Raw genomic sequence first — 25,036 nt, 5'->3', positions numbered from 1 at the left:
GCAGGGCTTCATCCAACCATGCAGCAATCATCGCTGGTGCTACATGGTCGTTCCGGCGGATCCTCGACGCATGCGACCTTCCCACCTCCTCCTCGCCGTGCTCGTCGCCGCCGTCTGGGGCGTGAACTTCACGGTCGTCGAGATCGGCCTCGACCACTTCCCGCCGCTCCTCTTCTCCGCCCTGCGCTTCCTGGCCGCCGCGCTCCCCGCCGTCTTCCTGGTGGGCCGCCCGAAGGTGGCCTGGAAGTGGATCACGGCGGTGGGACTGGTCCTCGGCGTGGCCAAGTTCGGCCTGGTCTTCGTGGGCATGGACGCGGGCATGCCGGCCGGCCTGTCCTCCCTCGTCCTGCAGATCCAGGCGGTGTTCACCGCGGTGATCGCCGCCGCGGTCCTGCGTGAACGCCCCTCCCGCGTCCAGGCCCTGGGCATGCTGGTCGCACTGGCCGGCATCGGCGTGGCGGCGATCGACGAGGGCACCTCGGGACCGCTGGGCGCGTTCCTGATGGTGGTCGGCGCCGCGGCGGCGTGGGGCGTGTCCAACGTCCTGACCCGCAAGGCGTCCCCGCCCGACGCGCTGAACTTCATGGTCTGGGTCTCCACCGTCCCGGTGCTGCCCCTGCTGGCCCTCTCCCTGCTCACCGAGGGCCCCGCCGAGGACCTCGCGGCGCTGCGCGCCCTGGACTGGCAGGGCGCGGGCACGATCCTCTTCGTCGCCTGGGTCTCGACCGTCTTCGGCTTCGGCGCCTGGGGCCGGCTGCTGCGCCGTCACCCCGCCTCGACGGTCGCGCCGTTCTCGCTCCTGGTCCCGGTCTTCGGCATGTCGTCGGCGGCCCTCTTCCTCGGCGAGTCGGTGACCCCCCTGCGCTGGTGCGCGGCGGCCCTGCTGGTGGGCGGGGTGGCGCTGACGACGCTCACCTCCGCCCGCAAGCACCTGCCGGAGGCGACCGTCCGCACCGCGCCGGAATTCGCTGGACGGCCCCCCGCTCCGGCTGAAGAATCCGTCGGGTGACGTTCACACTGAAGGGCCCGGTCCTCGAAGGCACGCTGGTACGGCTGGAGCCGCTGGACCACCGGCACGCGGCCGACCTGGCGGTGGCGGCGGAGGAGGACCGCGGCACCTACGACTTCACGTCGGTGCCGTCGGCCGGCGAGGTCGGCGCCTACATCGACGCCCACCTGGCCACCGCGGCCACCGGACGGCTGGCGCCCTACGCGCAGGTGTCCCTCGCCACCGGCCGCGCCGTCGGCGCCACCGCCTACTGGGAACCCCGCTCCTGGCTCACCGACGACGCGCTCGACGCCGTCGAGGTCGGCTTCACCTGGCTGGCCCGTGCCACCCAGGGCACGGGCGTCAACGCCGAGGCCAAGCTGCTCCTGTTCCGCCACGCCTTCGAGGTCTGGGGCGTCTTGCGCGTCGACCTCAAGACCGACGCCCGCAACCGGCGCTCCCGCGCCGCGATCGAGAGGACCGGCGCCCGCTTCGAGGGCGTCCTGCGCAACTGGTCCCGCTCCTTCGTGCCGGGCGAAGAGGGCCGGCTGCGCGACTCCGCGATCTACTCGATCACGGCGGCGGAGTGGCCGCACTGCCGGGAGCGGCTGGCGGAGAGCGTGCGGTCGGCGGCGGCGCCGACCGCGCTCACGCCGCGTCCGTGAGCAGCCGGGCGAGGTGCTCCCGGCCACGCCCCAGCAGCTCGGGCAAGGGGGCGGCCGACTCGTACCACCGCTTCTCGTACTCCCAGCACAGCCAGCCGTCCCAGCCGTGCCGCGACAGCACGTCCACCACCTCGGTGAGCGGCAGCACGCCCGCTCCCAGCGCCAGCGGCGTGGTGTCCTCGGCGGAGGCGATGTCCTTGACCTGGACGTAGCCCAGGTGCGGGGAGAGCGCCGCGTACGACTCGGAGGGCTGCTCCCCGCCCAGCCAGGTGTGCATCACGTCCCACAGGGCGCCCGCCCGGCGGTGCCCGACCAGCCCCAGGACCCGCATCGCGTCGGCGCCCGTACGGTGCGAGTCGTGGGTCTCCAGCAGGATGCGTACGCCCAGCTCTGCGGCGTACTCGGCGGCCGTGCCCAGCCGCCGCGCGGCCACCGCGTCCGCCTCCTCGGCGCTCTGCTCGGTGCCGCCGCCGGGGAAGACCCGGATGTACGGGGCGCCCAGGTCACGGGCGAGGTCGAGCAGGCCGCGGATCTCGGCGATCACGGCGTCGTCGTCACCGGGCGCGGCGACCCGCGCGTACCCCGCCACGGCGAGCGGTTCGACACCCGCCGCCCTGAACTGCGCTGCCACCGCGGCCCGTTCGTCCGGACCGAGGCCGGGGTTGACCGGTTCCTCAGGATGGGCGCGCAACTCGACACCGTGGTAACCGTGCGCTGTCGCCAGCCCCAGTACGTCGCTCAGGGGCAGGCCGGGAACACCGAGAGTGGAGAACGCCAGCTTCATGCCCACGGAGCGTACCCGCGATCATTCGGTTTACCTGTCGACGCGGGCCGGCAAATCCAGTCCGGTCACGTATGGACGCCGGCCGGCATTCCCAGCCCGTCCGGCGTTTGAGGACGAGGCCCGTTCAGGGCCGAAGCGGGGGCCTGGGGGCGGCAGCCCCCAGCAGGGCCCACACCAACGCGGGCCCACCGCGTTACCAACGGTCCGCTTCAAACTCGCGGCCGTCCGGAGGACCCCCGTACCATCAACTCCCCCCGCACCGCCGCGATCCCGCCGACCGGCGCCTCCTCCCGCCCCATCGCGACCCGCCCCGCCCGCGCTCCCGCCTCCGCCAGCGGCAGCCGGACCGTCGTCAGCGCGGGCACCGCGTCGATGCTGAACGGCAGGTCGTCGAAGCCGGCCACGGACACGTCGTCCGGGATCCGCAGCCCCGAGTCGCGCAGCGCCGCGCACGCGCCCAGCGCGACGGTGTCGTTCGCGGCGACGACCGCGGTCAGCGTCGGGTCCCTGCGCAGCAGCTCCAGCGTGGCCTCGTACCCGGCCTGCCGGTCGTAGCGCCCGTGGACCGTCCAGCGGGGGTCCTCCTCGATGCCCTGCGCGGCGAGCGCCGTGCGGTGGCCCTCCAGCCGGTGCCGGGTCGTGGTCCGTTCCTCCGGGCCCGCGATGTAGCCGAGCCGCCGGTGCCCGAGCCCGATCAGGTGCTCGGTCAGCATCCGCCCGCCCCCGCGGTTGTCGAAGGTCAGCGCGATCGCCCCGGTGTCCGGGGCCGGCGGGCGCCCGCACAGCACCACCCGCGTCCCGGCCTCCGTGAGCCTGCGCAGCTTCGCCGCCACGGCCGACTGGTGGGCCCCGTCCTCCATCGCGCCGCCGGTCAGCACGACCGCCGCCGCACGCTGCCGCTGGAGCAGCGTGAGGTAGGTCAGCTCGCGCTCCGGGGTGCCGCCGGTGTTGCAGACCACGGCGAGTCTCTCGCCGCCCGCTCTGCCGCCCGGCCCGCCGATCTCGGATTGGACGGCGCCGGCCATGATGCCGAAGAAGGGGTCGGCGATGTCGTTGACGAGGATGCCCACCAGGTCGGAGGTGGCCGCCGCCAGCGCGCTCGCGGGGCCGTTGAGCACGTAGTCCAGCTCGTCGACGGCCTTGAGCACCCGCTCCCGGGTGGAGGCGGCCACGGGGTAGTTGCCGTTCAGTACGCGCGACACCGTCGCGGGGGAGACCTGGGCGCGGGCCGCCACGTCCGCCAGTGTCACCGTCATGTCCTCGTCCTCCGCATCGCACGTGTGAGCCGAACGCCGTACCGGGTGACCTTACGGCCACCGCCCGCCGTCGTTCGCCCCCTCGAACAACTCACCCGAACCGCGGTCTTGTCCAGACCACCGTTCACAGGCTAGCTTCGTCCTACATAGAAAGCGCTTGCTGTTCGGTTCGGGGTCGATCCGCGGCTTGCGGCATGGCTCGTACGAAGGGAATGACGTGACACGCAAGACGGTGCGTATCGCCATGAACGGCGTGACCGGGCGCATGGGCTACCGCCAGCACCTGGTCCGCTCCATCCTGGCGCTGCGCGAACAGGGCGGCCTGGACCTCGGCGACGGCACCGTGCTGTGGCCGGAGCCGGTCCTGGTCGGCCGCCGCGAGCACGCGCTGCGGGCGATGGCCGAACGGCACGGACTCGACGAGATCTCCACCGACCTGGACGCGGTCCTCGCCGACGACGGCATCGACGTCTACTTCGACGCCCAGGTGACCTCGGCCCGCGAGGAGGCGATCAGGAAGGCGATCGCCGCGGGCAAGCACATCTACACGGAGAAGCCCACCGCCACCGGTCTCGACGGCGCACTGGAACTGGCCCGCCTCGCCGAGGCCCGGGGCGTCAAGCACGGCGTCGTCCAGGACAAGCTCTTCCTCCCCGGCCTGCTCAAGCTCAAGCGCCTCATCGACGGCGGCTTCTTCGGCCGGATCCTGTCCGTGCGCGGCGAGTTCGGCTACTGGGTCTTCGAGGGCGACTGGCAGGAGGCCCAGCGCCCGTCCTGGAACTACCGCACGGAGGACGGCGGCGGCATCGTCGTCGACATGTTCCCGCACTGGGAGTACGTGCTGCACGAGCTGTTCGGCCGGGTGAGGACCGTCCAGGCCCTCACCGCCACCCACATCCCCGAGCGCCGGGACGAGAAGGGCAAGCCCTACGACGCCACCGCCGACGACGCCGCGTACGGCGTCTTCGAACTCGACGGCGGCGCGATCGCACAGATCAACTCCTCCTGGGCGGTCCGCGTCAACCGCGACGAGCTGGTCGAGTTCCAGGTCGACGGCACGGAGGGCTCCGCCGTAGCGGGACTGCGGGGCTGCCGTGTCCAGCACCGCTCGGCCACCCCCAAGCCGGTCTGGAACCCGGACGTCCCCGCCACCGAGGCCTTCCGCGACCAGTGGCAGGAGGTCCCCGACAACGGCACGTTCGACAACGGCTTCAAGGCCCAGTGGGAGCTGTTCCTCAAGCACGTCTACGCCGGCGCCCCCTACCACTGGGACCTGCTGGCCGGTGCCCGCGGCGTCCAGCTCGCCGAACTGGGCCTCAGGTCCTCGGCGGAGGGCCGCCGCCTCGACGTACCGGAGATCGCGCTGTGACCCTCCATCTGCCGAACGCCGACGGCACCCTGCGCGCCCACGAACCCCGCACCGCGCCCCCGGCAGTCCCGGCGGCGGGCGGGGGAAGCGGGGGAAGCGCTTTCACCTCCCGGACGGTCTTCTCGGCCGCGCACGTCGTCGCAGACCCGTTCGCGGACACCACGCCCGACTCGCCCGCCGCCGTCGACTGGGACGCCACCCTCGCCTTCCGCCGCCACCTGTGGTCCCACGGACTCGGCGTCGCCGAGGCGATGGACACCGCCCAGCGCGGCATGGGCCTGGACTGGGCCGGGGCGGCCGAGCTGATCCGCCGCTCCGCCGCCGAGGCGAAGGCGACCGGCGGCCGCATCGCCTGCGGCGTGGGCACGGACCAGCTGACCGCGACCGCTACCACCTCCCTCGCGGAGGTCCGGACGGCCTACGAGGAACAGCTCGCCGTCGCCGAGGAGTCGGGCGCCCAGGCCATCCTGATGGCCTCCCGCGCCCTCGCCGCGACGGCCAAGGGCCCGGACGACTACCTGGAGGTCTACGGCCACCTGCTGCGCCAGGCCGCCGAACCGGTGATCCTGCACTGGCTGGGCCCGATGTTCGACCCGGCCCTGGACGGCTACTGGGGCTCGTCCGACCTCGACACGGCGACGGACACCTTCCTGGAGGTCATCGCCGCCCACCCCGACAAGGTCGACGGCATCAAGGTCTCCCTCCTGGACGCCCAGCGCGAGATCGACCTGCGCCGCCGCCTCCCGCAGGGTGTGCGCTGCTACACCGGCGACGACTTCAACTACCCCGAGCTGATCGCGGGCGACGACCAGGGCTTCAGCCACGCCCTGCTCGGCATCTTCGACCCCCTGGGCCCGCTGGCGGCGCAGGCCGTCCGCGTCCTGGACACCGGGGACACGGAGGGCTTCCGCGCCCTCCTCGACCCCACCGTCGAACTCTCCCGCCACCTCTTCCAGACCCCCACCCGCTACTACAAGACGGGCGTGGTCCTCCTGGCCTGGCTGGCCGGGCACCAGAGCCACTTCACGATGGTCGGCGGCCTCCAGTCGGCCCGCTCCCTGCCGCACCTCGCCCGCGCCTACGAACTCGCCGACGACCTGGGCCTGTTCCCCGACCCGAAGCTGGCGGAGGAACGCATGCGCAACCTGCTGAGCCTGTACGGAGTGAACCAGTGAGCGATCCCGGCCCGACCCGCTTCAGCATCAACCAGATGACGGTCAAGCAGCTCTCGCTGCCCGAACTCACCACCGCCTGCCGCGAACTGGGCGTCGGCAACGTCGGCCTGTGGCGCGAACCGGTCCAGGCGTACGGCGTCGAGGCGGCGGCCAAGCTGGTCCGCGACGCGGGCCTGCACGTCACCACCCTGTGCCGGGGCGGCTTCCTCACGGCGACCGACCCGGACGAGCGCGCCCGCGCCCTCGCCGACAACCGCCGTGCCGTCGACGAGGCCGCCGTCCTCGGCACCGACACCCTGGTCCTGGTCTCGGGCGGCCTCCCGTCCGGCGACAAGGACCTGCGCGCCGCCCGCGAACGCATCGCCGACGCGCTGGCGGAGCTCGGCCCGTACGCCGAACGGCACGGCGTACGCCTCGCCATCGAGCCGCTCCACCCCATGTACGCCTCCGACCGCTGCGTGGTCTCCACCCTCGCCCAGGCACTGGACCTCGCCGAGCGCTTCCCGGCCCACCAGGTCGGCGTGACCGTCGACACGTACCACATCTGGTGGGACGACCGGGCGCCCGAGCAGATCGCCCGGGCCGGCGCGCAGGGCCGCATCCACACCTTCCAGCTCGCCGACTGGACGACCCCGCTGCCCGAGGGCGTCCTCAACGGCCGCGGCCAGATCGGCGACGGCGCGATCGACATGCGGGAGTGGAAGGGATACGTCGAGGCGGCCGGGTACACCGGCCCGATCGAGGTCGAACTGTTCAACGAGGGGCTGTGGGCGCGCGACGGGCGGGAGGTGCTGGCCGAGACGGCGGCACGGTTCGCCGAACACGCCGGGGACGGGGCGCCCGAAAAATAATCCCGGCGACCGTGCAACCCTTCCGCGGCCCCGCGGGTCGTACTTGGCATCGGAACTCCCGTGGGGGTACCCGGGGGGGAAAATCCGCGGGGTTCCGAAGGGGTGGGGAACCCGAGGGGGCCCGGTCGTCGACCGGGCCCCCTCAAACTTCTCCCCGCACGCGCGGGCACTCCTCAGAAGAAGACCCCGCACCGCAGCAGCACGTTCGCGTACGGCCGGGCCTCCCCGGTGCGCACGATCAGCCGCGCGCCCGCCGACAGCTCCTTGAGCCGCTCGTGCGGGACGAGTTCGAGCACGGGAAAGAGCCCGTCGAGCAGCGCGGCGCACCCGGTGTTCGCCTCCCGGACCTCCGTCGCCGCCGTGGCGCCCTCGACGACCAGCTCGGCGAGCAGGCCGTCCAGCACCTCGGCGAAGGACGGCACCCCGGCCCGGAACGCCAGGTCGACCACGCGCGGCCCGTCCGGAACGGGCATGCCCGCGTCGCACACCAGGACACCGTCCCCGTGGCCGAGTTCGGCGAGGGCGCCCGCAAGATGGCGGTTGAGTATTCCTGCCTTCTTCACCGCGCCCCGGCCCCCAGCGCCTCGGCTTCCGCAGCCGTCGGGTACGACTCCTGCGCGCCCGCCTTCGTGACCGCCGCCGCGCCCACCCGGGCCGCGTACGCCGCCGCCTCGGCGAGCGACTCGCCCGTGCCGAGCCGCCAGGCCAGCGCCGCGGTGAACGCGTCACCGGCGCCCGTCGTGTCCACGGCGTCCACCTTCACCGACGGCACCCGGACCACACCCCCGGCCGCCGACGCGACCAGCGCGCCCTCGGCGCCCAGCGTCACGACCACCGAGCGGGGCCCCTTGGCCAGCAGGATGCGGGCCCAGTCCTCGGGACGCTCGCCGACCAGGGCGTCGCCGAGGATCACCTTCGCCTCGTGCTCGTTGACGATGAGCGGGTCGCAGGCGGCCAGCACCTCCTGCGGAAGCGGCTGGGGCGGCGACGGGTTCAGCACGAACCGGCTGTCCGGCGCGAGAGAGCGCACCACCTCCACGACCGTCTCCAGCGGGATCTCCAGCTGCGTGGAGACCACCCGGGAGGCGTGGAAGAGGCTGGCCGCGGCCCGGACGTCGCCCGGTGCGAGGCGGCCGTTGGCGCCCGGCGAGACCACGATGCTGTTGTCCCCGGACGGGTCCACGGTGATCAGCGCGACGCCGGTCGGGGCGCCGCCCACCAGGACACCGACCGTGTCGACGCCGGCCGCCCGCTGCGAGTCCAGCAGCAGCCGGCCGTAGTCGTCGTCGCCGACCCGGGCCAGCAGGGCCGTACGGGCACCGAGCCGGGCGGCGGCGACGGCCTGGTTGCCGCCCTTGCCGCCCGGGTGGACGGCCAGGTCGGAGCCGAGCACCGTCTCCCCGGCCCCCGGCCGCCGCTCGACACCGATCACCAGGTCGGCGTTGGCCGACCCGACGACCAGCAGGTCGTAGTCGTACATCAATCGTTCTCCGATTCGAGTGATTCCCGCTGGTTCCCGCGGGCCGGTCTCAGCCTTCGAAGCCGGCCACGTTCTCCTTGGTGACGACCTTCACGGGCACCTTCACCGTCTGCTCCACCTTCTTGTCCTCGGCCGCCCGCAGCGCGTTCTGTACGGCGATCCTGCCCAGTTCCTTCGGCTGCTGCGCGACGGACGCGAACAACGTGCCCTCCTGGACCGCCTTCAGCCCGTCCGGGGTGCCGTCGAAGCCGACGACCTGGACCGACTTTCCGGCCTTGGAACCCAGCGCCTTGATCGCGCCCAGCGCCATCTCGTCGTTCTCCGCGAAGACGCCGTCGACGTCCGGGTGCGCCTGGAGCAGGTTCGTCATCACGTCCAGGCCCTTGGTGCGGTCGAAGTCCGCGGGCTGCTTGGCGACGACCTTGATGCCCGGGTACTCCTTGAGCCCGGCCGCGAAGCCCGCCCCGCGCTCCCGGCTGGCGGAGGTGCCGGCCTGGCCCTGGAGGATCACGATGGTGCCCTTGCCGCCGAGCTTCTCGGCGAGCGCCTTGGCGCCCAGCTCGCCGCCCTCGACGTTGTCGGAGGCGACCAGCGCGGACGTGTCCGCCTTGTTGACGCCGCGGTCCACGGCGATCACGGGGATGTCGTCCTTGTTCGCGGAGCGCACCGAGGGGCCCGCGGCGTCGGAGTCCACGGGGTTGACGACGACCGCGGACAGGCCGCCGCTGACGAAGTTCTGCAGCTGGTTGGCCTGCTGGGAGGCGTCGTTCTGGGCGTCCGTGACCGTCAGGTCCACACCGAGCTTCTTCGCCTCCTCCTGGGCCCCGTCCCTGATCTGCACGAAGAACGGGTTGTTCAGCGTCGACAGCGACAGCCCGATCTTCTGGCCCCTGCCGTCCGAGGAGCCGTTGTGCAGCAGCGAGGTCGCACCGACGACGGCCACCGCGACGACCGCGGCGACCACGTACGTCAGTGCCTGCTTGCCCCGGTTGCCGCCCCCGGAGGCCCCGGCCGCCGGAGTGACCGCGCCCGCCTTGCGCCGCAGCGTGTCGAAGAGCACCGCCAGCGCGATGACGACACCGATGACGACCTGCTGCCAGAACGCGGAGACCGACAGCAGGTTGAGGCCGTTGCGCAGCACCGCGAGGATCAGCGCGCCGATCAGCGTCCCCGACGCCTTGCCGGTGCCGCCCGCCAGCGAGGCACCGCCGATGACGACGGCGGCGATGGCGTCCAGCTCGTAGCCCTGCGCGGCCTGCGGCTGCGCGGAGGAGAGCCGGGAGGCGAGGACGATGCCCGCGGCGGCGGCGAACAGCCCGGAGAAGGCGTAGATGGCGAGCTTCTGCCGCTTCACCCGCAGCCCGGACAGCCGCGCGGCCTCCTCGTTGCCGCCGATCGCGTACATGGACCGGCCGATGTACGTCCGCCCGAGGACGAACGCCGTGATCAGCCCCATCACGATCATCACGAGCACCGGCACCGGCAGCCACCCGCCGAGCGTGTCACCCAGGTGGGAGACCGAGTCCGGGAAGGCGATCGGCGAACCCTGCGAGATGACCAGCGACAGACCGCGCCCCACCGACAGCATGGCGAGCGTCGCGATGAACGGCGGCAGCTTCCCGTACGAGATCAGGAAGCCGTTGACCAGGCCGCAGGCGATGCCCGTCGCGACGGACAGCAGCACGGCGAGCGCGACCGGTATCCCGGCCTCGGTGGCGCTCCAGGCCAGCACGGTGGCCGACAGCGCGGCGACCGAACCGACCGACAGGTCGATGCCCGCCGAGACGATGACGAAGGTGACGCCGAACGCGAGGATCGCGGTGACGGCGGCCTGGACGCCGACGTTCAGGAGGTTGTCGGCGGTCAGGAAGTCCCCGGACAGCGCCGACATGGCGATGACGAGGACGATCAGGGCGGTCAGCGCGCCGTTGTCGAGCAGCAGGCGGCGCAGGCCGCCCGTGGCGCCGCCCTGCGCGCCCGGCTTGCTCTTGAGCGTGTCAGTGGCCACGGGAGGCCTCCGTTCCGTCCGTTCCGTTGGTGTGCGTGCTGACGGCGAGTGCCATCACGGCGTCCTGGGTGGCCTGTTCGGCGGGGAGTTCGCCCGCGACGCGCCCCTGTGCCATGACGATCACGCGATCGCTCATGCCGAGGACCTCCGGCAGATCGCTGGAGATCATGAGCACGGCGGCGCCCGCGGCCGTCAGTTCGTTGACGAGCTGGTAGATCTCGACCTTGGCGCCGACGTCGATGCCGCGCGTCGGCTCGTCGAGGATCAGCACCTTGGTGTTCGCCAGCAGCCACTTGCCGATGACGACCTTCTGCTGGTTGCCGCCGGAGAGCGTGCGCACGTGCTGCCCGAGCCCGGCCATCCGCACGCCGAGCTGCCCGGCGATCCGCTCGGCCGCCGCGTGCTGCCCCTTGAGGTCGACGAGGCCCGCGCGGGCGGAGGACCGGAGCGTGACGAGCCCGAGGTTCTCCTCGACGGACGCGTCCAGCACGAGCCCCTGCCCCTTGCGGTCCTCGGGCACGAGCCCGATCCCGGCGGCCATGGCGGCGTTCACGTCGTGCCGCCGCAGCGGCGCGCCCGCGACGTGCACGCTCCCGGCGTCGTACGGGTCGGCGCCGAACACCGCCCGCACCACCTCCGTCCGCCCGGCCCCGACCAGCCCCGCGATGCCGACGACCTCACCGGCCCGCACCTCGAAGCCGACGTCGTGGAAGACGCCGTCCCGGGTGAGCCCCTCCACCTTGAGCAGCGCCTCACCGGCGTCGGTGCGCTCGCGCGGGTACTGCTGCTCGATGGACCGCCCGACCATGAGCCGTACCAGCTCGTCCTCGGGCGTGGAGGCGGGCACCTGCCCGACGCTGCGGCCGTCCCGGATCACGGTGACCCGGTCGCCGAGCGCGGCGATCTCCTCCAGATGGTGGGTGATGAAGACGATCCCGACGCCGTCCTCGCGCAGCCGCCGCACGATCGCGAACAGCTTCTCGACCTCCTCGGAGGTCAGCACGGCGGTCGGCTCGTCCATGATGAGCACGCGCGCGTCCAGGCTGAGCGCCTTGGCGATCTCGATCATCTGGAGCCGGGCGATGCCGAGTTCACGCACCCGCGCCCGGGGAGAGACGTTGACCCCCACCCGCTCCAGCAGCACCTCGGCGTCGGCGTCCATCCGCTTCCGGTCGATCATGCCGAACCGGCGCGGCTGGCGCCCCAGGAAGATGTTCTCGGCGACCGTCAGATCGGGGACGAGGTTGAACTCCTGGTAGATGGTGGCGATCCCGAGGCGCTCGGAGTCCTGCGCACCGTGGATGCGCACCTCCTCGCCACCGGCCAGGATCCGCCCGGCATCGGGCGTGTAGGCGCCGGAGAGCATCTTGATCAGCGTGCTCTTGCCCGCGCCGTTCTCACCGAGCAGCACGTGCACCTCGCCCCGGCGCAGGTCGAAGTCGACGCTGTCGAGCGCGACCACGCCGGGGAAGGTCTTGCGGATGCCCTCGATGCGCAGCAACTCGTCCGGACTGCGGCTGCTCACGGCGTACTCCTTTGTACGGGGGTCGGGATCTGGTGCACGGCGGTGCTGTGCTCGCCGCACGAGCGGCGCGCGACGAGCCGCGCCGGAAGGGTGACGGACTCGCCGGCCCGCCCCGCGATCCGCTCGACGAGCGCGCGTACGGCGGCCCGCCCGAGCTCACGGGTGGGCTGGGCGATCGCGGTGACCGGCGGATCGGTGTGCACGAACCAGGGGATGTCGTCGAACGCGGCGAGCCCGATGTCCTCGGGGACCCGCAGCCCGCGCGCGCGTACGGCGTCCAGCGCGCCCAGCGCCATCAGGTTGTCGGCGGCGAAGACGACTCCGGGCGGCTCGGGCAGGTCGAGGAAGCCCTCGGTGACCCGGCGTCCGCTGCCGGCCTGGAAGTCGCCCTGGCCGATGTAGGCGTCCGGGAGGGGGAGCCCGTACGCGGCGAGAGCTTCGCGGAAGGCGTCGACGCGCTCGCGTCCGGTGGTCGTGGCGGCGGGCCCGGCGATGATCGCGAGCCGCCGGTGCCCGAGCCCGTGCAGATGCGCCACGAGGTCCCGTACGGCCGCCCGCCCGTCCGACCTGACGACGGGCACGTCCACGCCGGGGATCCACCGGTCGACGAAGACCATCGGGGTCCCGGCCCGCGCTGCGTCCAGCATGCGCGGGGAGCCCCCGTCGGTGGGGGAGACGAGCAGCCCGTCGATCCGCCGGTCGAGAAGCGTGGTGACGTGGTGGTCCTGGAGCTCGGGCCGCTCGTCGGCGTTGCCGATGATGACGCTGTAGCCGAGCGCGCGGGCCTCCTCCTCGACGGAACGGGCCAGCTCGGTGAAGTACGGGTTCATGACGTCGCTGATGACCAGGCCGAGGGTGCGGGTCTGGTCGGTGCGCAGCGACCGGGCGACGGCGTTCGGGCGGTAGCCCAGCGTCTCGACGGCGGCCAGCACGCGCGCGCGGGCGGCTGGGCTGACCGAAGGGTGGCCGTTGAGCGCCCGCGAGACCGTCGCGACGGACACACCCGCCTCGGCGGCGACGTCCTTGATGCTCGCCATCGTCGTTCCACCTCCTCGTGGAATCGATTACATGGAGGATTGGAAACGATTACACGGCCCGGAATCAAGGGGTGGGGGCGGGCCGAGACCCAATCGTGACCCCTTTCCTCCGCGGCGGCCCGGTGGCGGGGGCGGCGGGTACCGTCCCCGGCCGTCACGAACGGCCCGGCCGAGTACCGTCCCGGCCGGTCGCGCGGTAGGAACGGGAGGACGGCGGTGACCGGTCCCCGGGGCGGGGCGACGGTCCCGCGCATCGGCGAACCCGGGAGCACGCGCATGACCCACTCCTCCGGCGGCCCCGCCGGACCGGACACCTTTCCCGCGCTGTGCGCCCACACGCACCTCTTCCCGGGGGCGCGCTGCCGCGTCCAGGGTCTCCCGGACCCGGACGCGTTCGTGGCCGGACCCCGGCCGCTCGACCTGGACCTGCGGTTCTCCGACGGAGTGATGGTGGCGGCCCGGCTGCTCACGGAGCCGGGGGAGGGCTCCCCGCTCGCGGAACCGGGGGAGGGCCACTCCGCGGTGGCGGTGCTGGCCGTCCCCGCCCACACCACGGCCGCCGGGACCCGGATCGACGCCCGCACGTGGCGGATCCGGGACCTGGACGTGCGCGAGGGCGCCGACGTCGAACTCGTCGTCGGCGCCCTCGCGCGGCCCTGAGCCGTGGCGCTCAGCTCACGGCCGTCGCGAACATCCCCGCCTCGTACGAGCCGCCCTTCTGGTGCGTGATCACGGCGAGCCGGTTGGCCGCGTTGATCAGGGCGACCAGGCAGATCAGCGCGGCGGTCTGGTCGTCGTCGTAGTGCTTGCGCACCAGCGCCCACGTCTCGTCGGACACGCCCTCGTGGGCGTCGGCGAGCCGGGTGCCCTCCTCGGTGAGGGCCAGCGCCGCCTGCTCGGCCTCGGTGAACACGGTGGACTCGCGCCAGGCGGCGACCAGGTGGAGCCGGACCGCGCTCTCCCCGGCGGCCGCGGCCTCCTTGACGTGCATGTCGATGCAGTGGCCGCAGCCGTTGATCTGGCTGGCCCGCAGCGACACCAGCTCCTGCGTGGCCTTCGGCAGCGCCGACTCGTGAAGCAGCATGCCCATGCCCGCGAACCGCTTCCCGAACCGGCCTGCGAACTCGTTCTCGAAGAGGTTGAATCGGGTGTCCATGATCTCGTCCTCGCTGTCGTGTCTGGCTGTCGGTGTCTGGCTGTCGGCGCTTCGCCGCCGGTGTCTCCGTGCCTCGGTGACGAACACAAGACGCCGGCGCACCGAGCCCTGTGACAGGCCGCCGATGTGACACAGGCCACCGTCGGCGGGTGTCACGGAATCGGGCCGGCCGGTGTCCTGTGCGCGTGACATCGTGGGAACCGAACGAACGGGAGAAGCCGGTGACCAGCGAGAGGAACGGCCGCGAACAGGGCGACGCGACCGGCGACGGGGGGTCCGCGGGCGCGGTCGACGGGGGATCCGTGGACGCGGCCACCGAGGACTTCGTCGCGCACCGCAACCTGCTCTTCACGGTCGCCTACGAGATGCTCGGCTCGGCAGCCGACGCCGAGGACGTGCTCCAGGAGACCTGGCTGAGATGGGCGGGCGTCGACCTCGACGCGGTGCGCGACCGCCGCGCGTACCTCGTCCGGGTCACCACCCGCCAGGCCCTGAACCGGCTGCGCACGCTCGGCCGCCGCAAGGAGTCCTACGTCGGCTCCTGGCTGCCCGAGCCGCTGCTGACCACGCCCGACGTGGCCGAGGACGTCGAGCTGGCCGACAGCGTGTCGATGGCGATGATGCTGGTCCTGGAGACGCTGGCACCGGTCGAGCGCGCGGTGTTCGTCCTGCGCGAGGTGTTCGACCTCGGGTACGACGAGATCGCCGAGGCCGTCGAGAAGAGCCCGGCCGCCGTCCGGCAGATCGCGCACCGCGCCCGCGCCCACGTGGCGGCACGCCGCCCGCGCGGGGAGGTCACGGCGGCCGAGTCCCGCCGGGCGCTCGCGGCGTTCCAGCGGGCGGTCGAGACGGGCGACCTCCAGGGCCTGCTCGACATCCTCTCCCCGGACGTCGTCCTGCTCGGCGACGGCGGCGGCATCAAGCAGGCCGTGCTCCGGCCGGTCGTCGGCGCCGACAAGGTGGCCCGTCTCATGCTGGGCGGCCTGGTCAAGCTGTCCGTTCCGGTGTCGATGGACCCGGCCCAGGTCAACGGCTATCCGGCGCTGATCGTCCGCCTCGACGGCGAGCTGGACACCGTGGTGGCCGTCCGCTTCGACGAGGGCCGCATCACCGGCCTGTACGCCGTACGCAACCCGGAGAAGCTGTCGTACATGCGCGAGGAGACGGTCCTGAGCCGCTGACCGACGTCCGGGCTCAGCGGGGCTCCGGGAGCGCCTCTCATGTCGAAATCCACTACCGCGACGACGTACGACGGCGGGAGACTTTCCCCATGACGGACATGGGGACGTTTCGCGACGCGGTCACCGCGTGGGCGGCCGGCGGCCCCGGCGGCCCGGCGCAGGACCTGGCCGACCGGCTGTTCGTCCACACCGCCGTCCTCCTCGAAGGGCCGAGCGACGCGGCGGCCGTCGACGCGATGGCCGCGCGGCACGGCCGGGACCTCGCGACGGAGGGTGTCTGCGTCCTCCCGATGGGCGGCGCGATGAGCGTCGGCCGTTTCGCCGGCCTCCTCGGCCCCTCCGCCCTGGACCTGCGCCTCGTGGGCCTGTGCGACGAGCGGGAGCAGGACTTCTATGTCCGGGCCCTGGCACGCGCCGACGCGGCGCGGGACGGCCTCTTCGTCTGCGCGGCCGACCTGGAGGACGAGCTGATCCGCGCGCTGGGCGTGAGCACGGTGACCGAACTCGTCGAGGCGGAGGGCGAGTCGCGCCGCCTCCAGACCTTCCTCCGGCAGCCCGCCCAGCAGGGCCGCGCCGCCCAGCAGCAACTCCGCCGCTTCCTCGGCACCAAGTCGGGCCGCAAGATCCACTACGGCCGCGTCCTGGTGGAGGCCCTGGAACCGGCCCGCACACCCGCTCCACTGGCGGGACTGTTCGCGGCGCTGTGACGGCCGTCGTCACGCCGCCGACAGTTCGCACCACACGTACTTGCCCCGGTTGCCGTGTCTGGCCAGCGGATGCCACCCCCACACGTCGGCGCAGGCCCGTACGAGTGCCAGCCCCCGCCCCTCCTCCAGCTCCGTCACCCGCTCGAACCGGGCAGGCGGCTCGGGCGGTTCGGGGTCGGCGTCCCACGCCCCGATCCGCAACGTCCCCGGCGGCGACCAGCGGATACGGAGGGCGGCGGGGCCCTTGGTGTGCCGTACGGCGTTGGACACCAGCTCCGTGGCGAGCAGTTCGGCGACGTCGACGAGGCGGATCAGCCCGTGCATGGTGAGGACCAGCCGGAGGGTGCGGCGGCTGACGGTGACGGCACGCAGGTCGTTGGGGATGTAGAGGGAGTACTCCCAGGGTTCGTTCTCAGGCATGCGGGGCTCCTCGCGGAGGGCGGTGGGGTGAGGGGCGGGCCCGGTGTCATTGCCGCAGCCGTCATGGCAGGACGGGGCGGTGCGCTTCCGGCGGCCCGGTGTCGCACGGTGTGCGTCGCGTCACCGACCGTAGACCTTAAAGTTTCGGCGCAGCAAGCCGGTCGCGTAATCTTCACCCCGAACGAGTCGCGCCGACGGGCGCGTTGGACGGAGGAACGGTCAATGCCCACGAGGCGCGAGCCAACGGCGCGACAGCTGCGCCTCGCCGTCGAGCTGCGCAGGCTCAGGGAAGCGGCGGGTTTTACCGCGCGGCAGGCTGCGGCCATGCTCGGCGTGAGCAACGTTCAGATCAGTCAGATCGAGTCGGGATTGTCGGGAGTGAGCGAGCAGAGACTCCGACGCCTGGCATCTCATTACGCCTGTACGGACGAGGAGTTCGTCAACGCGTTGGCGGAGGTGGCAACCGACCGCACGCGTGGCTGGTGGGAGGAGTACCGGGGCCTGCTGCCCACCTCGTTCCTGGACCTGTCCGAGCTGAACCACCACGCCAGGTTCCGTCGCGACGTGGCGGTTCTGTATGTGCCGGGGTTGTTGCAGACGGAGGAGTACGCCCGTGCGGTCTTTGCCGGAAGGGTGCCCGAACTCACCGGCGAGGAACTCGAGGTGCGCGTCCGTCACCGCATGGCTTCCCAGCGGCTCACCGTTCCGTACGAGTTGGTGCTCCACGAGGCTGCCCTCCGTATCAGGGTCAGTGACCGTGTCGCCTCGCGGGCCCAGCTCACCAGGCTGCTGCAGCTCTCGGAAGCAGACGACGTCAGTGTGCGCGTCATCCCTTTCGACCTGGACGGCTTTGCCAGAGCCGCCAGCACCATGACGTACGTGGGCGGCGCCGTACCCAAACTGGACACGGTGGTGCGGGACGTACCGCACGGATCGGCGTTCATCGACTCCGAAGCCCAGCTCGGCGCCTTTCGAACTCGTTTCCGTAAAGTGGAAGCCGTATCGCTCGACCCCGATCGCTCGCGTGACCTCATCAACCGGCTGGCGAAGGAGCTGTGAGACGCATGGACAACTGGCGGAAGTCGTCCTACTCAGGCCCCGACGACGGCAACGAATGCGTGGAGATAGCCACGTCGACCACCCACGTCGCCGTCCGCGACAGCAAGGCCCCCACCCGGGCCACCCTCACCTTCCCGCCGGAGGCCTTCGCCTCCTTCCTCGACGCCCTCACGTCGCAAACGCGCCGTTAGCCGTCCCTGCCGTACCGGCGGAACTCCGACGTCTCCACCGTCCACGGCCCGAACGGCATGTAGTGCGGGATGCCCATGGCCGGATAGTCGGCCAACTTCTCGCCGTAGTCGTTGCCCGGGTCGGACGGTGAGACGATCTCGACGGCAGCCAGCACCTGCGTCGCGTCGACGGCCAGGCCCTCTTCGTCGAGGGTGGCTTCGGGGATCACGACGGCGTCCGGGCGGCGCATGCGTCCGATGGCCGGGTGCTCGATCTCGGGGCCGTTCGCGCAGATGTGGTCGGGGTGCGTGTCAAGGAGTTGCGCGTCCAACTGCTTGCAGATGCGGCGGACGGCACCCTCGTGCCGCTTCGACGGGCACATCATCGCCAGTATCTACTGAGAAAGCGACTCTCCGACCGCCCTGTCACACCCCACCGGTACGGTCGACCCATGCCCACCCAGCCCCCCGTGGCCCCCGGCGAGCGGCGGCTCGCCACTCTCGAAGGCGTCCTGGAGAGGATCACGTACGCCAACGAGGAGAACGGCTACACGGTCGCCCGCGTCGACACCGGCAGAGGCGCCGGCGATCTGCTGACCGTCGTCGGCGCGCTGCTGGGTGCGCAGGTGGGGGAGTCGCTGCGGATGGAGGGGCGCTGGGGCTCGCACCCGCAGTACGGCAAGCAGTTCCACGTGGAGAACTACACGACGCTGCTTCCCGCCACCGTGCAGGGCATCCGGCGCTATCTCGGGTCCGGGCTGGTCAAGGGGATCGGGCCGATCTTCGCGGACCGGATCACGCAGCACTTCGGGCTGGACACGCTGACGATCATCGAGGAGGAGCCCAAGCGGCTCATCGAGGTGCCCGGCCTCGGGCCCAAGCGGACCAGGAAGATCGCCGACGCCTGGGAGGAGCAGAAGGCGATCAAGGAGGTCATGCTGTTCCTCCAGACCGTGGAGGTGTCCACCTCCATCGCCGTGCGGATCTACAAGAAGTACGGGGACGCTTCGATCTCCGTCGTGAAGAACCAGCCCTACCGGCTCGCCGCCGACGTCTGGGGCATCGGCTTCCTCACCGCCGACAAGATCGCCCAGTCGGTCGGGATCCCGCACGACAGCCCGGAGCGGGTCGGGGCCGGGCTGCAGTACGCCCTGTCGCAGGCCACCGACCAGGGGCACTGCTATCTCCCGGAGGAGAGGCTGATCGCCGACGCGGTGAAGCTGCTCCAGGTGGACACCGGGCTCGTCATCGAGTGCCTCGGGGAGCTGGCCGCCGAGCCGGAGGACCCGGACGGCGATCCCGGGGTCGTACGGGAGAAGGTGCCGCACCCCGAGGGCGGCGAGCCCGTCACCGCCGTCTACCTCGTCCCCTTCCACCGGGCCGAGCTGGCCCTGGCCGGACAGTTGCGGCGCCTCCTGCACACCGACGAGGACCGGATGCCCGGCTTCCAGGACGTGGCCTGGGACAAGGCGCTCGGGTGGCTGAGGCAGCGCACGGGCGCCGATCTCGCGCCCGAGCAGGAGGCGGCCGTCAAGCTCGCGCTCAGCGAGAAGGTCGCCGTGCTCACCGGCGGGCCCGGCTGCGGCAAGTCCTTCACCGTGCGGTCGATCGTGGAGCTGGCGCGGGCGAAGAAGGCGAAGGTCGTACTCGCCGCGCCCACCGGACGGGCCGCCAAGCGCCTCGCCGAGCTGACCGGCGCCGAGGCGTCCACCGTGCACCGGCTGCTGGAGCTGAAGCCCGGCGGAGACGCGGCCTACGACCGGGAGCGGCCGCTGGACGCCGACCTGGTGGTCGTGGACGAGGCGTCCATGCTCGACCTGCTCCTCGCCAACAAGCTCGTCAAGGCCGTCCCGCCCGGTGCCCATCTGCTGCTCGTCGGGGACGTCGACCAGTTGCCCAGCGTGGGCGCCGGGGAGGTGCTCCGGGACCTGCTGGCGCCCGGCAGCCCCGTGCCCGCCGTCCGGCTCACCCGGGTCTTCCGGCAGGCGCAGGAGTCCGGCGTCGTCACCAACGCGCACCGGATCAACGCCGGGCAGCATCCCGTCACCGACGGCATGAAGGACTTCTTCCTCTTCGTCGAGGACGACACCGAGGAGGCGGGGCGGCTCACCGTGGACGTCGCCGCGCGGCGCATCCCCGCGAAGTTCGGGCTCGACCCGCGCCGGGACGTGCAGGTGCTGGCACCCATGCACCGGGGCCCCGCCGGGGCCGGGACGCTGAACGGACTGCTCCAGCAGGCCGTCACCCCGGGGCGCCCGGACCTGCCGGAGAAGCGGTTCGGCGGCCGGGTCTTCCGCGTCGGCGACAAGGTCACCCAGATCCGCAACAATTACGAGAAGGGCGAGAACGGCGTCTTCAACGGCACCGTCGGCGTCGTCACCTCGCTCGACCCGGTCGACCAGCGCCTCACCGTGCTGACGGACGAGGACGAGGAGGTGCCGTACGACTTCGACGAACTGGACGAGCTGGCGCACGCGTACGCGGTCACCATCCACCGGTCGCAGGGGAGCGAGTACCCGGCGGTGGTCGTCCCCGTGACCACCGGGGCCTGGATGATGCTCCAGCGGAACCTGCTGTACACGGCGGTCACCCGGGCGAAGAGGCTGGTCGTGCTCGTCGGGTCGCGCAAGGCGATCGGCCAGGCGGTGCGGACGGTGTCGGCCGGACGGCGGTGCACGGCGCTCGACTTCCGGCTGGCGGGCTCCCGGCCCTGAAACCTTCCCGCAAACCTCCCGGCCCGTGTGAAAAAAATGATCGATCAAACGAGTCGGAAAGGTCACACAGCACTTCCGGATGGGCCCCGGAGGGGGCAGGATGAGCAAGTTGGCGGCACTGAGTGCCGTCAATAGGCCCGATGGTCGACCCCGAGTGCACTCTCCTCAGCCAAGTGGGGGATGGTAGAGACAGTCAGGGCACCTCGAAGATGAGGCACTACGTCGGTGAGGGAAGACGTGAGCGACAACTCTGTAGTACTGCGGTACGGCGATGGCGAGTACACCTACCCGGTGATCGACAGCACCGTCGGCGACAAGGGCTTCGACATCGGGAAGCTCCGCGCCCAGACCGGTCTGGTGACGCTGGACAGCGGTTACGGCAACACCGCCGCCTACAAATCCGCCATTACGTATCTGGACGGCGAAGCCGGCATCCTCCGGTACCGCGGCTACCCGATCGAGCAGCTGGCCGAGCGCTCCTCCTTCGTGGAGGTGGCCTACCTGCTGATCAACGGCGAGCTGCCGACCGTCGACGAGCTGTCCGCGTTCAAGGGCGAGATCACGCAGCACACCCTGCTGCACGAGGACGTCAAGAACTTCTACAAGGGCTTCCCGCGCGACGCCCACCCGATGGCCATGCTGTCCTCGGTGGTCTCGGCGCTGTCCACCTTCTACCAGGACAGCCACAACCCGTTCGACGAGCGGCAGCGCAACCTCTCCACGATCCGGCTGCTCGCGAAGCTTCCGACGATCGCGGCCTACGCCTACAAGAAGTCGATCGGCCACCCGTTCGTCTACCCGCGCAACGACCTCGGCTACGTCGAGAACTTCCTGCGCATGACCTTCTCGGTCCCGGCGCAGGAGTACGTGCCGGACCCGACGGTCGTCGCGGCGCTCGACAAGCTGCTGATCCTGCACGCGGACCACGAGCAGAACTGCTCGACCTCCACGGTCCGCCTGGTCGGCTCCTCGCAGGCCAACATGTTCGCCTCGATCTCGGCGGGCATCAACGCCCTGTGGGGCCCGCTGCACGGCGGCGCCAACCAGTCGGTGCTGGAGATGCTGGAAGGCATCCGCGACGCGGGCGGCGACGTCGACTCCTTCATCCGCAAGGTGAAGAACAAGGAGGACGGCGTCCGCCTGATGGGCTTCGGCCACCGGGTCTACAAGAACTTCGACCCCCGCGCCAAGATCATCAAGGCCGCCGCGCACGACGTGCTCTCCGCCCTCGGCAAGTCCGACGAGCTGCTGGACATCGCCCTGAAGCTGGAGGAGCACGCGCTCTCCGACGACTACTTCGTCTCGCGCAGCCTCTACCCGAACGTCGACTTCTACACCGGTCTGATCTACCGGGCCATGGGCTTCCCGACCGAGATGTTCACGGTCCTGTTCGCCCTCGGCCGGCTGCCGGGCTGGATCGCCCAGTGGCACGAGATGATCAAGGAGCCGGGTTCCCGCATCGGCCGCCCGCGCCAGATCTACACGGGCGTCGTCGAGCGCGACTTCGTGCCCGTCGAGGAGCGCTGAGCCGCAAGGCACCCCCACAGCGCGTCAGGTGAGTCCCGTACCGCCCCGAGTGGTACGGGACTTTTCCGTGCCCGGACCCCTGAAAGGTGCGGGAACAGCAGAAGGCGCCCTGGCGCCGGTCCCCCCACGGGCCGACGATCCAGGGCGCCTTCCCATGCCCCGGTGCGGATTCCCCCCACGGGATCCGGCCGGGCGTCTGTGAGGACAGCGCCTGAATTCGCTGTTGAGCACAACGAGCAGAACTCGCGGTGCGGGTCGTGCTCGTCCTGCGGTCGTACCTGTCGTACTCGTCGTACCTGTCGTGCTCGTCGTGCGGTCTGCCGGGACAGCGCACGCCCGGGAGGGCCGCTCAAAGCTTCCCGGTGTACGTGTCCCGGCAACGCAGCTCTGGGAAAGTCCCCCAAGACATCCCCAGACGCCAGGTCACGCCCCCCAAGACGCTTCCTGACATCGCCAACTTAGACCTTCGAACCCCTTCGATGGTTACGTTCGCATCACTGTGATCTGCGTCTCTTGCATATGTCCGTTAGGTGCGCAAGAACCCCGTACGTCGCACAGGGCTCAAGCGTAGGGAAGATGCGCGAGCCTTGTGAAGAGCTTATGTGAGGCGAGTGCCGGACTCCAGAGGCCCAGCCCCTCGACCTGCGTGAAATGTGGACCGGTGCGGGTCAGTGAAAGGTGCGCAGCCGGAGGCTGTTGGTGACCACGAAAACCGACGAGAAGGCCATCGCCGCCCCCGCGATCATCGGATTCAGCAGCCCGGCGGCGGCCAGCGGCAGCGCGGCCACGTTGTAGCCGAAGGCCCACACGAGATTGCCCTTGATCGTGGACAGGGTGCGCCGGGACAGCCGGATCGCGTCCGCCGCCACCCCGAGGTCCCCGCGCACCAGGGTCAGGTCGCCCGCCTCGATCGCCGCGTCCGTCCCCGTGCCCATCGCCAGTCCCAGGTCGGCGGTGGCGAGCGCGGCCGCGTCGTTGACGCCGTCGCCGACCATGGCGACCGTACGGCCCTCGGAACGCAGCCGTTCCACCACCGCGACCTTCTCCTCGGGCAGCACCTCGGCGATCACCTCGTCGATGCCGACGGCCGCCGCGACCGACTCGGCCACCCGGCGGTTGTCGCCGGTCAGCAGGACGGGGGTCAGGCCCAGCCGGCGCAGCCGGGCCACGGCCTCGGCGCTGGTCTCCCTGACCGCGTCCGCCACCGCGAGGACTCCGCGCGCCTCGCCGTCCCAGCCGACGACGACGGCCGTACGGCCCCGCTGCTCGGCCTCGTCCACGGCGGCCGACAGCTCGGGCGGGAGGGCGTCGTACAGGCGCCCCACGGCCACCTCGCGGCCCGCCACGCGGGCGCGTACGCCGCGCCCGGGGACGTTCTCGAAGTCCTCGACGCCCGGCAGTGTGCCGACCCGTTCCCCGGCGCCGGCCGCGACCGCGCGGGCCACGGGGTGCTCGGAGGCGTGCTCGACGGCGCCCGCGAGCCGCAGCAGTTCGTCGGCGTCGGTGCCCTCGGCGGCGTACACCTCGTGCAGGGTCATGCGGCCGGTGGTGACGGTGCCGGTCTTGTCCAGCACGACCGTGTCGACGCGCCGCGTGGACTCCAGCACCTCCGGGCCCTTGATGAGGATGCCGAGCTGGGCGCCCCGGCCGGTGCCGACCAGCAGTGCGGTGGGCGTGGCGAGGCCCAGCGCGCACGGGCAGGCGATGATCAGGACGGCGACGGACGCGGTGAACGCGGCGACCGTGTCGCCGGTGGCACCGAGCCAGCCGCCGAAGGTGGCGAACGCGATCAGCAGCACGACCGGCACGAAGACGCCGGAGATCCGGTCGGCGAGGCGCTGCACCTGGGCCTTGCCGCTCTGCGCGTCCTCCACCAGCTTCGCCATCCGCGCGAGCTGCGTGTCCGCGCCGACCCGGGTCGCCTCGACCACCAGCCGGCCCCCGGCGTTCACCGTGGCGCCGGTGACGGCGTCGCCGACGGTGACGTCCACCGGCACGGACTCGCCGGTCAGCAGGGAGGCGTCCACGGCGGAGGCACCCTCGGCCACCGTCCCGTCGGTGGCGATCTTCTCTCCGGGCCGTACGACGAACCGGTCGCCCACGGCCAGCCGGGCCACCGGTATCCGCACCTCGCGGCCCTCGCGCAGTACCGCCACGTCCTTGGCGCCCAGCTCCATCAGCGCCCGCAGCGCGGCACCGGCGCGGCGCTTGGAGCGGGCCTCCAGCCAGCGGCCGAGCAGCAGGAAGGCGGTGACCCCGGCGGCTGCCTCCAGGTAGATCGTGGAGGCACCGTCGGTGCGGGAGACGGTGAGGTCGAAGCCGTGCCGCATGCCCGGCATGCCCGCGTCCCCGAAGAACAGCGCCCACAGGGACCAGCCGAACGCAGCCAGCGTGCCGAGCGAGACCAGCGTGTCCATGGTGGCCGCGCCGTGCCGCAGGCCCGTCCAGGCGGCGCGGTGGAAGGGCAGCCCGCCCCAGACCACGACGGGCGCGGCCAGGGTGAGCGAGAGCCACTGCCAGTTGTCGAACTGGAGCGCCGGGACCATCGCGAGCAGGACGACGGGGACGGCCAGGAGCACGGAGACCAGCAGGCGCTGCCGCAGGGCCGACAGCTCCGGGTCGTCGTCGCCGTCCCCGGTGGCGCGCCCCTCGGTCCCGGCCTCGTCGGCGGGCTCCGGGGGCGGCGCGGGCTCCTCGGCGGTGTACCCGGTCTTCACGACGGTGGCGATCAGGTCGGCGACGGCGACGGTCACCGGGTGGCTGACCCGGGCCTTCTCCGTCGCGTAGTTCACCGTGGCGGTGACACCGTCCATGCGGTTGAGCTTCTTCTCGACGCGGGCCGCGCAGGAGGCGCAGGTCATCCCGCCTATGAGCAGCTCGACCTCGGCGACGCCGGGTTCGGGCCCGGCGGCCGCGGCGGCGGTGCGGGTGTCCGCGGTGGTGCTGGTCATGGTCCGGACTCCA

The 25,036-nt window shown here is 71.9% G+C and carries 23 protein-coding genes; 12 read left to right on the top strand and 11 right to left on the bottom strand.

The genetic code is table 11. The annotated features are described in order from the left end of the window. The first annotated feature begins 70 nt into the window (after positions 1-70). Together ACIQFU_RS01440 and ACIQFU_RS01435 are read left to right on the top strand one after the other, a co-directional pair. Positions 71-1,009, top strand: coding sequence for an EamA family transporter (locus ACIQFU_RS01440; protein WP_402548130.1), 939 nt, complete (start codon positions 71-73; stop codon positions 1,007-1,009). Further along, positions 1,006-1,653 carry a GNAT family N-acetyltransferase gene (locus ACIQFU_RS01435; protein ID WP_402548129.1) on the top strand — a complete coding sequence of 216 codons (648 nt, stop codon included), beginning with the start codon at positions 1,006-1,008 and terminating at the stop codon, positions 1,651-1,653. Before ACIQFU_RS01440 ends, ACIQFU_RS01435 begins: the two co-directional genes overlap by 4 nt. Here ACIQFU_RS01435 and ACIQFU_RS01430 read toward each other — a convergent pair. Together ACIQFU_RS01430 and ACIQFU_RS01425 are read right to left on the bottom strand one after the other, a co-directional pair. Continuing rightward, positions 1,637-2,437, bottom strand: a complete 801-nt coding sequence (locus ACIQFU_RS01430; protein ID WP_402548127.1) for a sugar phosphate isomerase/epimerase family protein — start codon at positions 2,435-2,437, stop codon at positions 1,637-1,639. The genes ACIQFU_RS01435 and ACIQFU_RS01430 overlap by 17 nt on opposite strands. 209 nt (positions 2,438-2,646) lie before the next feature. After that, complete coding sequence (locus ACIQFU_RS01425) at positions 2,647-3,693, bottom strand: LacI family DNA-binding transcriptional regulator (protein WP_402548126.1); 1,047 nt, start codon at positions 3,691-3,693, stop codon at positions 2,647-2,649. Between the two features lie 217 nt (positions 3,694-3,910). On the opposite strand from ACIQFU_RS01425, the gene ACIQFU_RS01420 reads away from it, so the two are divergent. From ACIQFU_RS01420 to ACIQFU_RS01410, 3 genes are read left to right on the top strand one after another with little or no spacing between them, the layout of a single operon-like run. Further along, complete coding sequence (locus ACIQFU_RS01420; protein WP_402548124.1) at positions 3,911-5,062, top strand: Gfo/Idh/MocA family protein; 1,152 nt, start codon at positions 3,911-3,913, stop codon at positions 5,060-5,062. Next, on the top strand, positions 5,059-6,237 hold the full coding sequence (locus ACIQFU_RS01415; RefSeq protein WP_402548123.1) for a dihydrodipicolinate synthase family protein: 1,179 nt from the start codon (positions 5,059-5,061) through the stop codon (positions 6,235-6,237). Before ACIQFU_RS01420 ends, ACIQFU_RS01415 begins: the two co-directional genes overlap by 4 nt. A 35-nt stretch (positions 6,238-6,272) precedes the next feature. Next, positions 6,273-7,088, top strand: a complete 816-nt coding sequence (locus tag ACIQFU_RS01410; protein ID WP_402548473.1) for a sugar phosphate isomerase/epimerase family protein — start codon at positions 6,273-6,275, stop codon at positions 7,086-7,088. Between the two features lie 173 nt (positions 7,089-7,261). Here the strand turns inward: ACIQFU_RS01410 and rbsD are convergent, their stop codons facing one another. Genes rbsD through ACIQFU_RS01385 form a run of 5 tightly spaced genes read right to left on the bottom strand, consistent with a single transcriptional unit; the run spans position 7,262 to position 13,138 of the window. After that, positions 7,262-7,651, bottom strand: coding sequence for a D-ribose pyranase (gene rbsD / locus ACIQFU_RS01405; RefSeq protein WP_402548121.1), 390 nt, complete (start codon positions 7,649-7,651; stop codon positions 7,262-7,264). Continuing rightward, positions 7,648-8,568, bottom strand: a complete 921-nt coding sequence (locus ACIQFU_RS01400; RefSeq protein WP_402548119.1) for a ribokinase — start codon at positions 8,566-8,568, stop codon at positions 7,648-7,650. The genes rbsD and ACIQFU_RS01400 overlap by 4 nt, the downstream gene beginning before the upstream one ends. Positions 8,569-8,617: 49 nt before the next feature. Next, a complete protein-coding gene (locus ACIQFU_RS01395) occupies positions 8,618-10,576 on the bottom strand; it encodes a substrate-binding domain-containing protein (protein WP_402548118.1) in 1,959 nt (652 codons plus the stop codon). Then, positions 10,566-12,101, bottom strand: coding sequence for a sugar ABC transporter ATP-binding protein (locus ACIQFU_RS01390; protein ID WP_402548117.1), 1,536 nt, complete (start codon positions 12,099-12,101; stop codon positions 10,566-10,568). The genes ACIQFU_RS01395 and ACIQFU_RS01390 overlap by 11 nt, the downstream gene beginning before the upstream one ends. Continuing rightward, positions 12,098-13,138 carry a LacI family DNA-binding transcriptional regulator gene (locus tag ACIQFU_RS01385; RefSeq protein ID WP_402548115.1) on the bottom strand — a complete coding sequence of 347 codons (1,041 nt, stop codon included), beginning with the start codon at positions 13,136-13,138 and terminating at the stop codon, positions 12,098-12,100. Before ACIQFU_RS01385 ends, ACIQFU_RS01390 begins: the two co-directional genes overlap by 4 nt. Before the next feature lie 276 nt (positions 13,139-13,414). On the opposite strand from ACIQFU_RS01385, the gene ACIQFU_RS01380 reads away from it, so the two are divergent. After that, positions 13,415-13,798: a hypothetical protein gene (locus tag ACIQFU_RS01380; protein ID WP_402548114.1), complete on the top strand. Its 384-nt coding sequence runs from the start codon at positions 13,415-13,417 to the stop codon at positions 13,796-13,798. A gap of 10 nt (positions 13,799-13,808) precedes the next feature. Here the strand turns inward: ACIQFU_RS01380 and ACIQFU_RS01375 are convergent, their stop codons facing one another. After that, positions 13,809-14,294 carry a carboxymuconolactone decarboxylase family protein gene (locus tag ACIQFU_RS01375; RefSeq protein ID WP_402548113.1) on the bottom strand — a complete coding sequence of 162 codons (486 nt, stop codon included), beginning with the start codon at positions 14,292-14,294 and terminating at the stop codon, positions 13,809-13,811. Positions 14,295-14,515: 221 nt separating this feature from the next. On the opposite strand from ACIQFU_RS01375, the gene ACIQFU_RS01370 reads away from it, so the two are divergent. Both ACIQFU_RS01370 and ACIQFU_RS01365 read left to right on the top strand, forming a co-directional pair. Continuing rightward, positions 14,516-15,475: an RNA polymerase sigma-70 factor gene (locus tag ACIQFU_RS01370; RefSeq protein ID WP_402548112.1), complete on the top strand. Its 960-nt coding sequence runs from the start codon at positions 14,516-14,518 to the stop codon at positions 15,473-15,475. A gap of 89 nt (positions 15,476-15,564) precedes the next feature. Continuing rightward, a complete protein-coding gene (locus ACIQFU_RS01365) occupies positions 15,565-16,182 on the top strand; it encodes a TOPRIM nucleotidyl transferase/hydrolase domain-containing protein (protein ID WP_402548111.1) in 618 nt (205 codons plus the stop codon). 9 nt (positions 16,183-16,191) lie between these two features. Here the strand turns inward: ACIQFU_RS01365 and ACIQFU_RS01360 are convergent, their stop codons facing one another. Next, a complete protein-coding gene (locus tag ACIQFU_RS01360) occupies positions 16,192-16,602 on the bottom strand; it encodes an ATP-binding protein (RefSeq protein WP_402548110.1) in 411 nt (136 codons plus the stop codon). A gap of 222 nt (positions 16,603-16,824) precedes the next feature. Between ACIQFU_RS01360 and ACIQFU_RS01355 the strand changes: the two genes are divergently transcribed. Both ACIQFU_RS01355 and ACIQFU_RS01350 read left to right on the top strand, forming a co-directional pair. Beyond that, positions 16,825-17,661, top strand: coding sequence for a helix-turn-helix domain-containing protein (locus ACIQFU_RS01355; protein WP_402548108.1), 837 nt, complete (start codon positions 16,825-16,827; stop codon positions 17,659-17,661). Between the two features lie 5 nt (positions 17,662-17,666). Further along, entirely contained in the window at positions 17,667-17,852 is a 186-nt protein-coding gene (locus ACIQFU_RS01350; protein WP_402548106.1) for a DUF397 domain-containing protein, read from the top strand. On the opposite strand, the gene ACIQFU_RS01345 is transcribed toward ACIQFU_RS01350, so the two are convergent. Next, a complete protein-coding gene (locus tag ACIQFU_RS01345) occupies positions 17,849-18,217 on the bottom strand; it encodes a Uma2 family endonuclease (RefSeq protein ID WP_402548104.1) in 369 nt (122 codons plus the stop codon). The two genes, ACIQFU_RS01350 and ACIQFU_RS01345, sit on opposite strands and share 4 nt — an antisense overlap. 66 nt (positions 18,218-18,283) lie before the next feature. On the opposite strand from ACIQFU_RS01345, the gene ACIQFU_RS01340 reads away from it, so the two are divergent. Together ACIQFU_RS01340 and ACIQFU_RS01335 are read left to right on the top strand one after the other, a co-directional pair. Then, positions 18,284-20,545, top strand: a complete 2,262-nt coding sequence (locus ACIQFU_RS01340) for an ATP-dependent RecD-like DNA helicase (protein ID WP_402548102.1) — start codon at positions 18,284-18,286, stop codon at positions 20,543-20,545. A gap of 237 nt (positions 20,546-20,782) precedes the next feature. After that, positions 20,783-22,072, top strand: a complete 1,290-nt coding sequence (locus ACIQFU_RS01335) for a citrate synthase (protein WP_402548100.1) — start codon at positions 20,783-20,785, stop codon at positions 22,070-22,072. Positions 22,073-22,740: 668 nt separating this feature from the next. On the opposite strand, the gene ACIQFU_RS01330 is transcribed toward ACIQFU_RS01335, so the two are convergent. Further along, the gene (locus ACIQFU_RS01330) at positions 22,741-25,023 is read right to left on the bottom strand and encodes a heavy metal translocating P-type ATPase (RefSeq protein ID WP_402548098.1); all 2,283 of its coding nucleotides are present in this window, start codon (positions 25,021-25,023) and stop codon (positions 22,741-22,743) included. Positions 25,024-25,036 lie beyond the last annotated feature (13 nt).

The sequence above is a fragment of the Streptomyces sp. NPDC093065 genome (genome assembly GCF_044754585.1).
Classification (GTDB): Bacteria; Actinomycetota; Actinomycetes; order Streptomycetales; family Streptomycetaceae; genus Streptomyces.
This window is presented reverse-complemented; position numbering and strand designations above follow the sequence as displayed.

Bases quoted from the DNA above. Each gene is read 5' to 3' on its own strand.
- ACIQFU_RS01440 (WP_402548130.1), top strand. From the start codon at position 71: ATGCGACCTTCCCACCTCCTCCTCGCCGTGCTCGTCGCCGCCGTCTGG.
- ACIQFU_RS01430 (WP_402548127.1), bottom strand. From the start codon at position 2,437: ATGAAGCTGGCGTTCTCCACTCTCGGTGTTCCCGGCCTGCCCCTGAGC.
- ACIQFU_RS01425 (WP_402548126.1), bottom strand. From the start codon at position 3,693: ATGACGGTGACACTGGCGGACGTGGCGGCCCGCGCCCAGGTCTCCCCC.
- ACIQFU_RS01410 (WP_402548473.1), top strand. From the start codon at position 6,273: ATGACGGTCAAGCAGCTCTCGCTGCCCGAACTCACCACCGCCTGCCGC.
- ACIQFU_RS01400 (WP_402548119.1), bottom strand. From the start codon at position 8,568: ATGTACGACTACGACCTGCTGGTCGTCGGGTCGGCCAACGCCGACCTG.
- ACIQFU_RS01385 (WP_402548115.1), bottom strand. From the start codon at position 13,138: ATGGCGAGCATCAAGGACGTCGCCGCCGAGGCGGGTGTGTCCGTCGCG.
- ACIQFU_RS01380 (WP_402548114.1), top strand. From the start codon at position 13,415: ATGACCCACTCCTCCGGCGGCCCCGCCGGACCGGACACCTTTCCCGCG.
- ACIQFU_RS01375 (WP_402548113.1), bottom strand. From the start codon at position 14,294: ATGGACACCCGATTCAACCTCTTCGAGAACGAGTTCGCAGGCCGGTTC.
- ACIQFU_RS01365 (WP_402548111.1), top strand. From the start codon at position 15,565: ATGACGGACATGGGGACGTTTCGCGACGCGGTCACCGCGTGGGCGGCC.
- ACIQFU_RS01360 (WP_402548110.1), bottom strand. From the start codon at position 16,602: ATGCCTGAGAACGAACCCTGGGAGTACTCCCTCTACATCCCCAACGAC.
- ACIQFU_RS01355 (WP_402548108.1), top strand. From the start codon at position 16,825: ATGCCCACGAGGCGCGAGCCAACGGCGCGACAGCTGCGCCTCGCCGTC.
- ACIQFU_RS01350 (WP_402548106.1), top strand. From the start codon at position 17,667: ATGGACAACTGGCGGAAGTCGTCCTACTCAGGCCCCGACGACGGCAAC.
- ACIQFU_RS01345 (WP_402548104.1), bottom strand. From the start codon at position 18,217: ATGATGTGCCCGTCGAAGCGGCACGAGGGTGCCGTCCGCCGCATCTGC.
- ACIQFU_RS01340 (WP_402548102.1), top strand. From the start codon at position 18,284: ATGCCCACCCAGCCCCCCGTGGCCCCCGGCGAGCGGCGGCTCGCCACT.
- ACIQFU_RS01330 (WP_402548098.1), bottom strand. From the start codon at position 25,023: ATGACCAGCACCACCGCGGACACCCGCACCGCCGCCGCGGCCGCCGGG.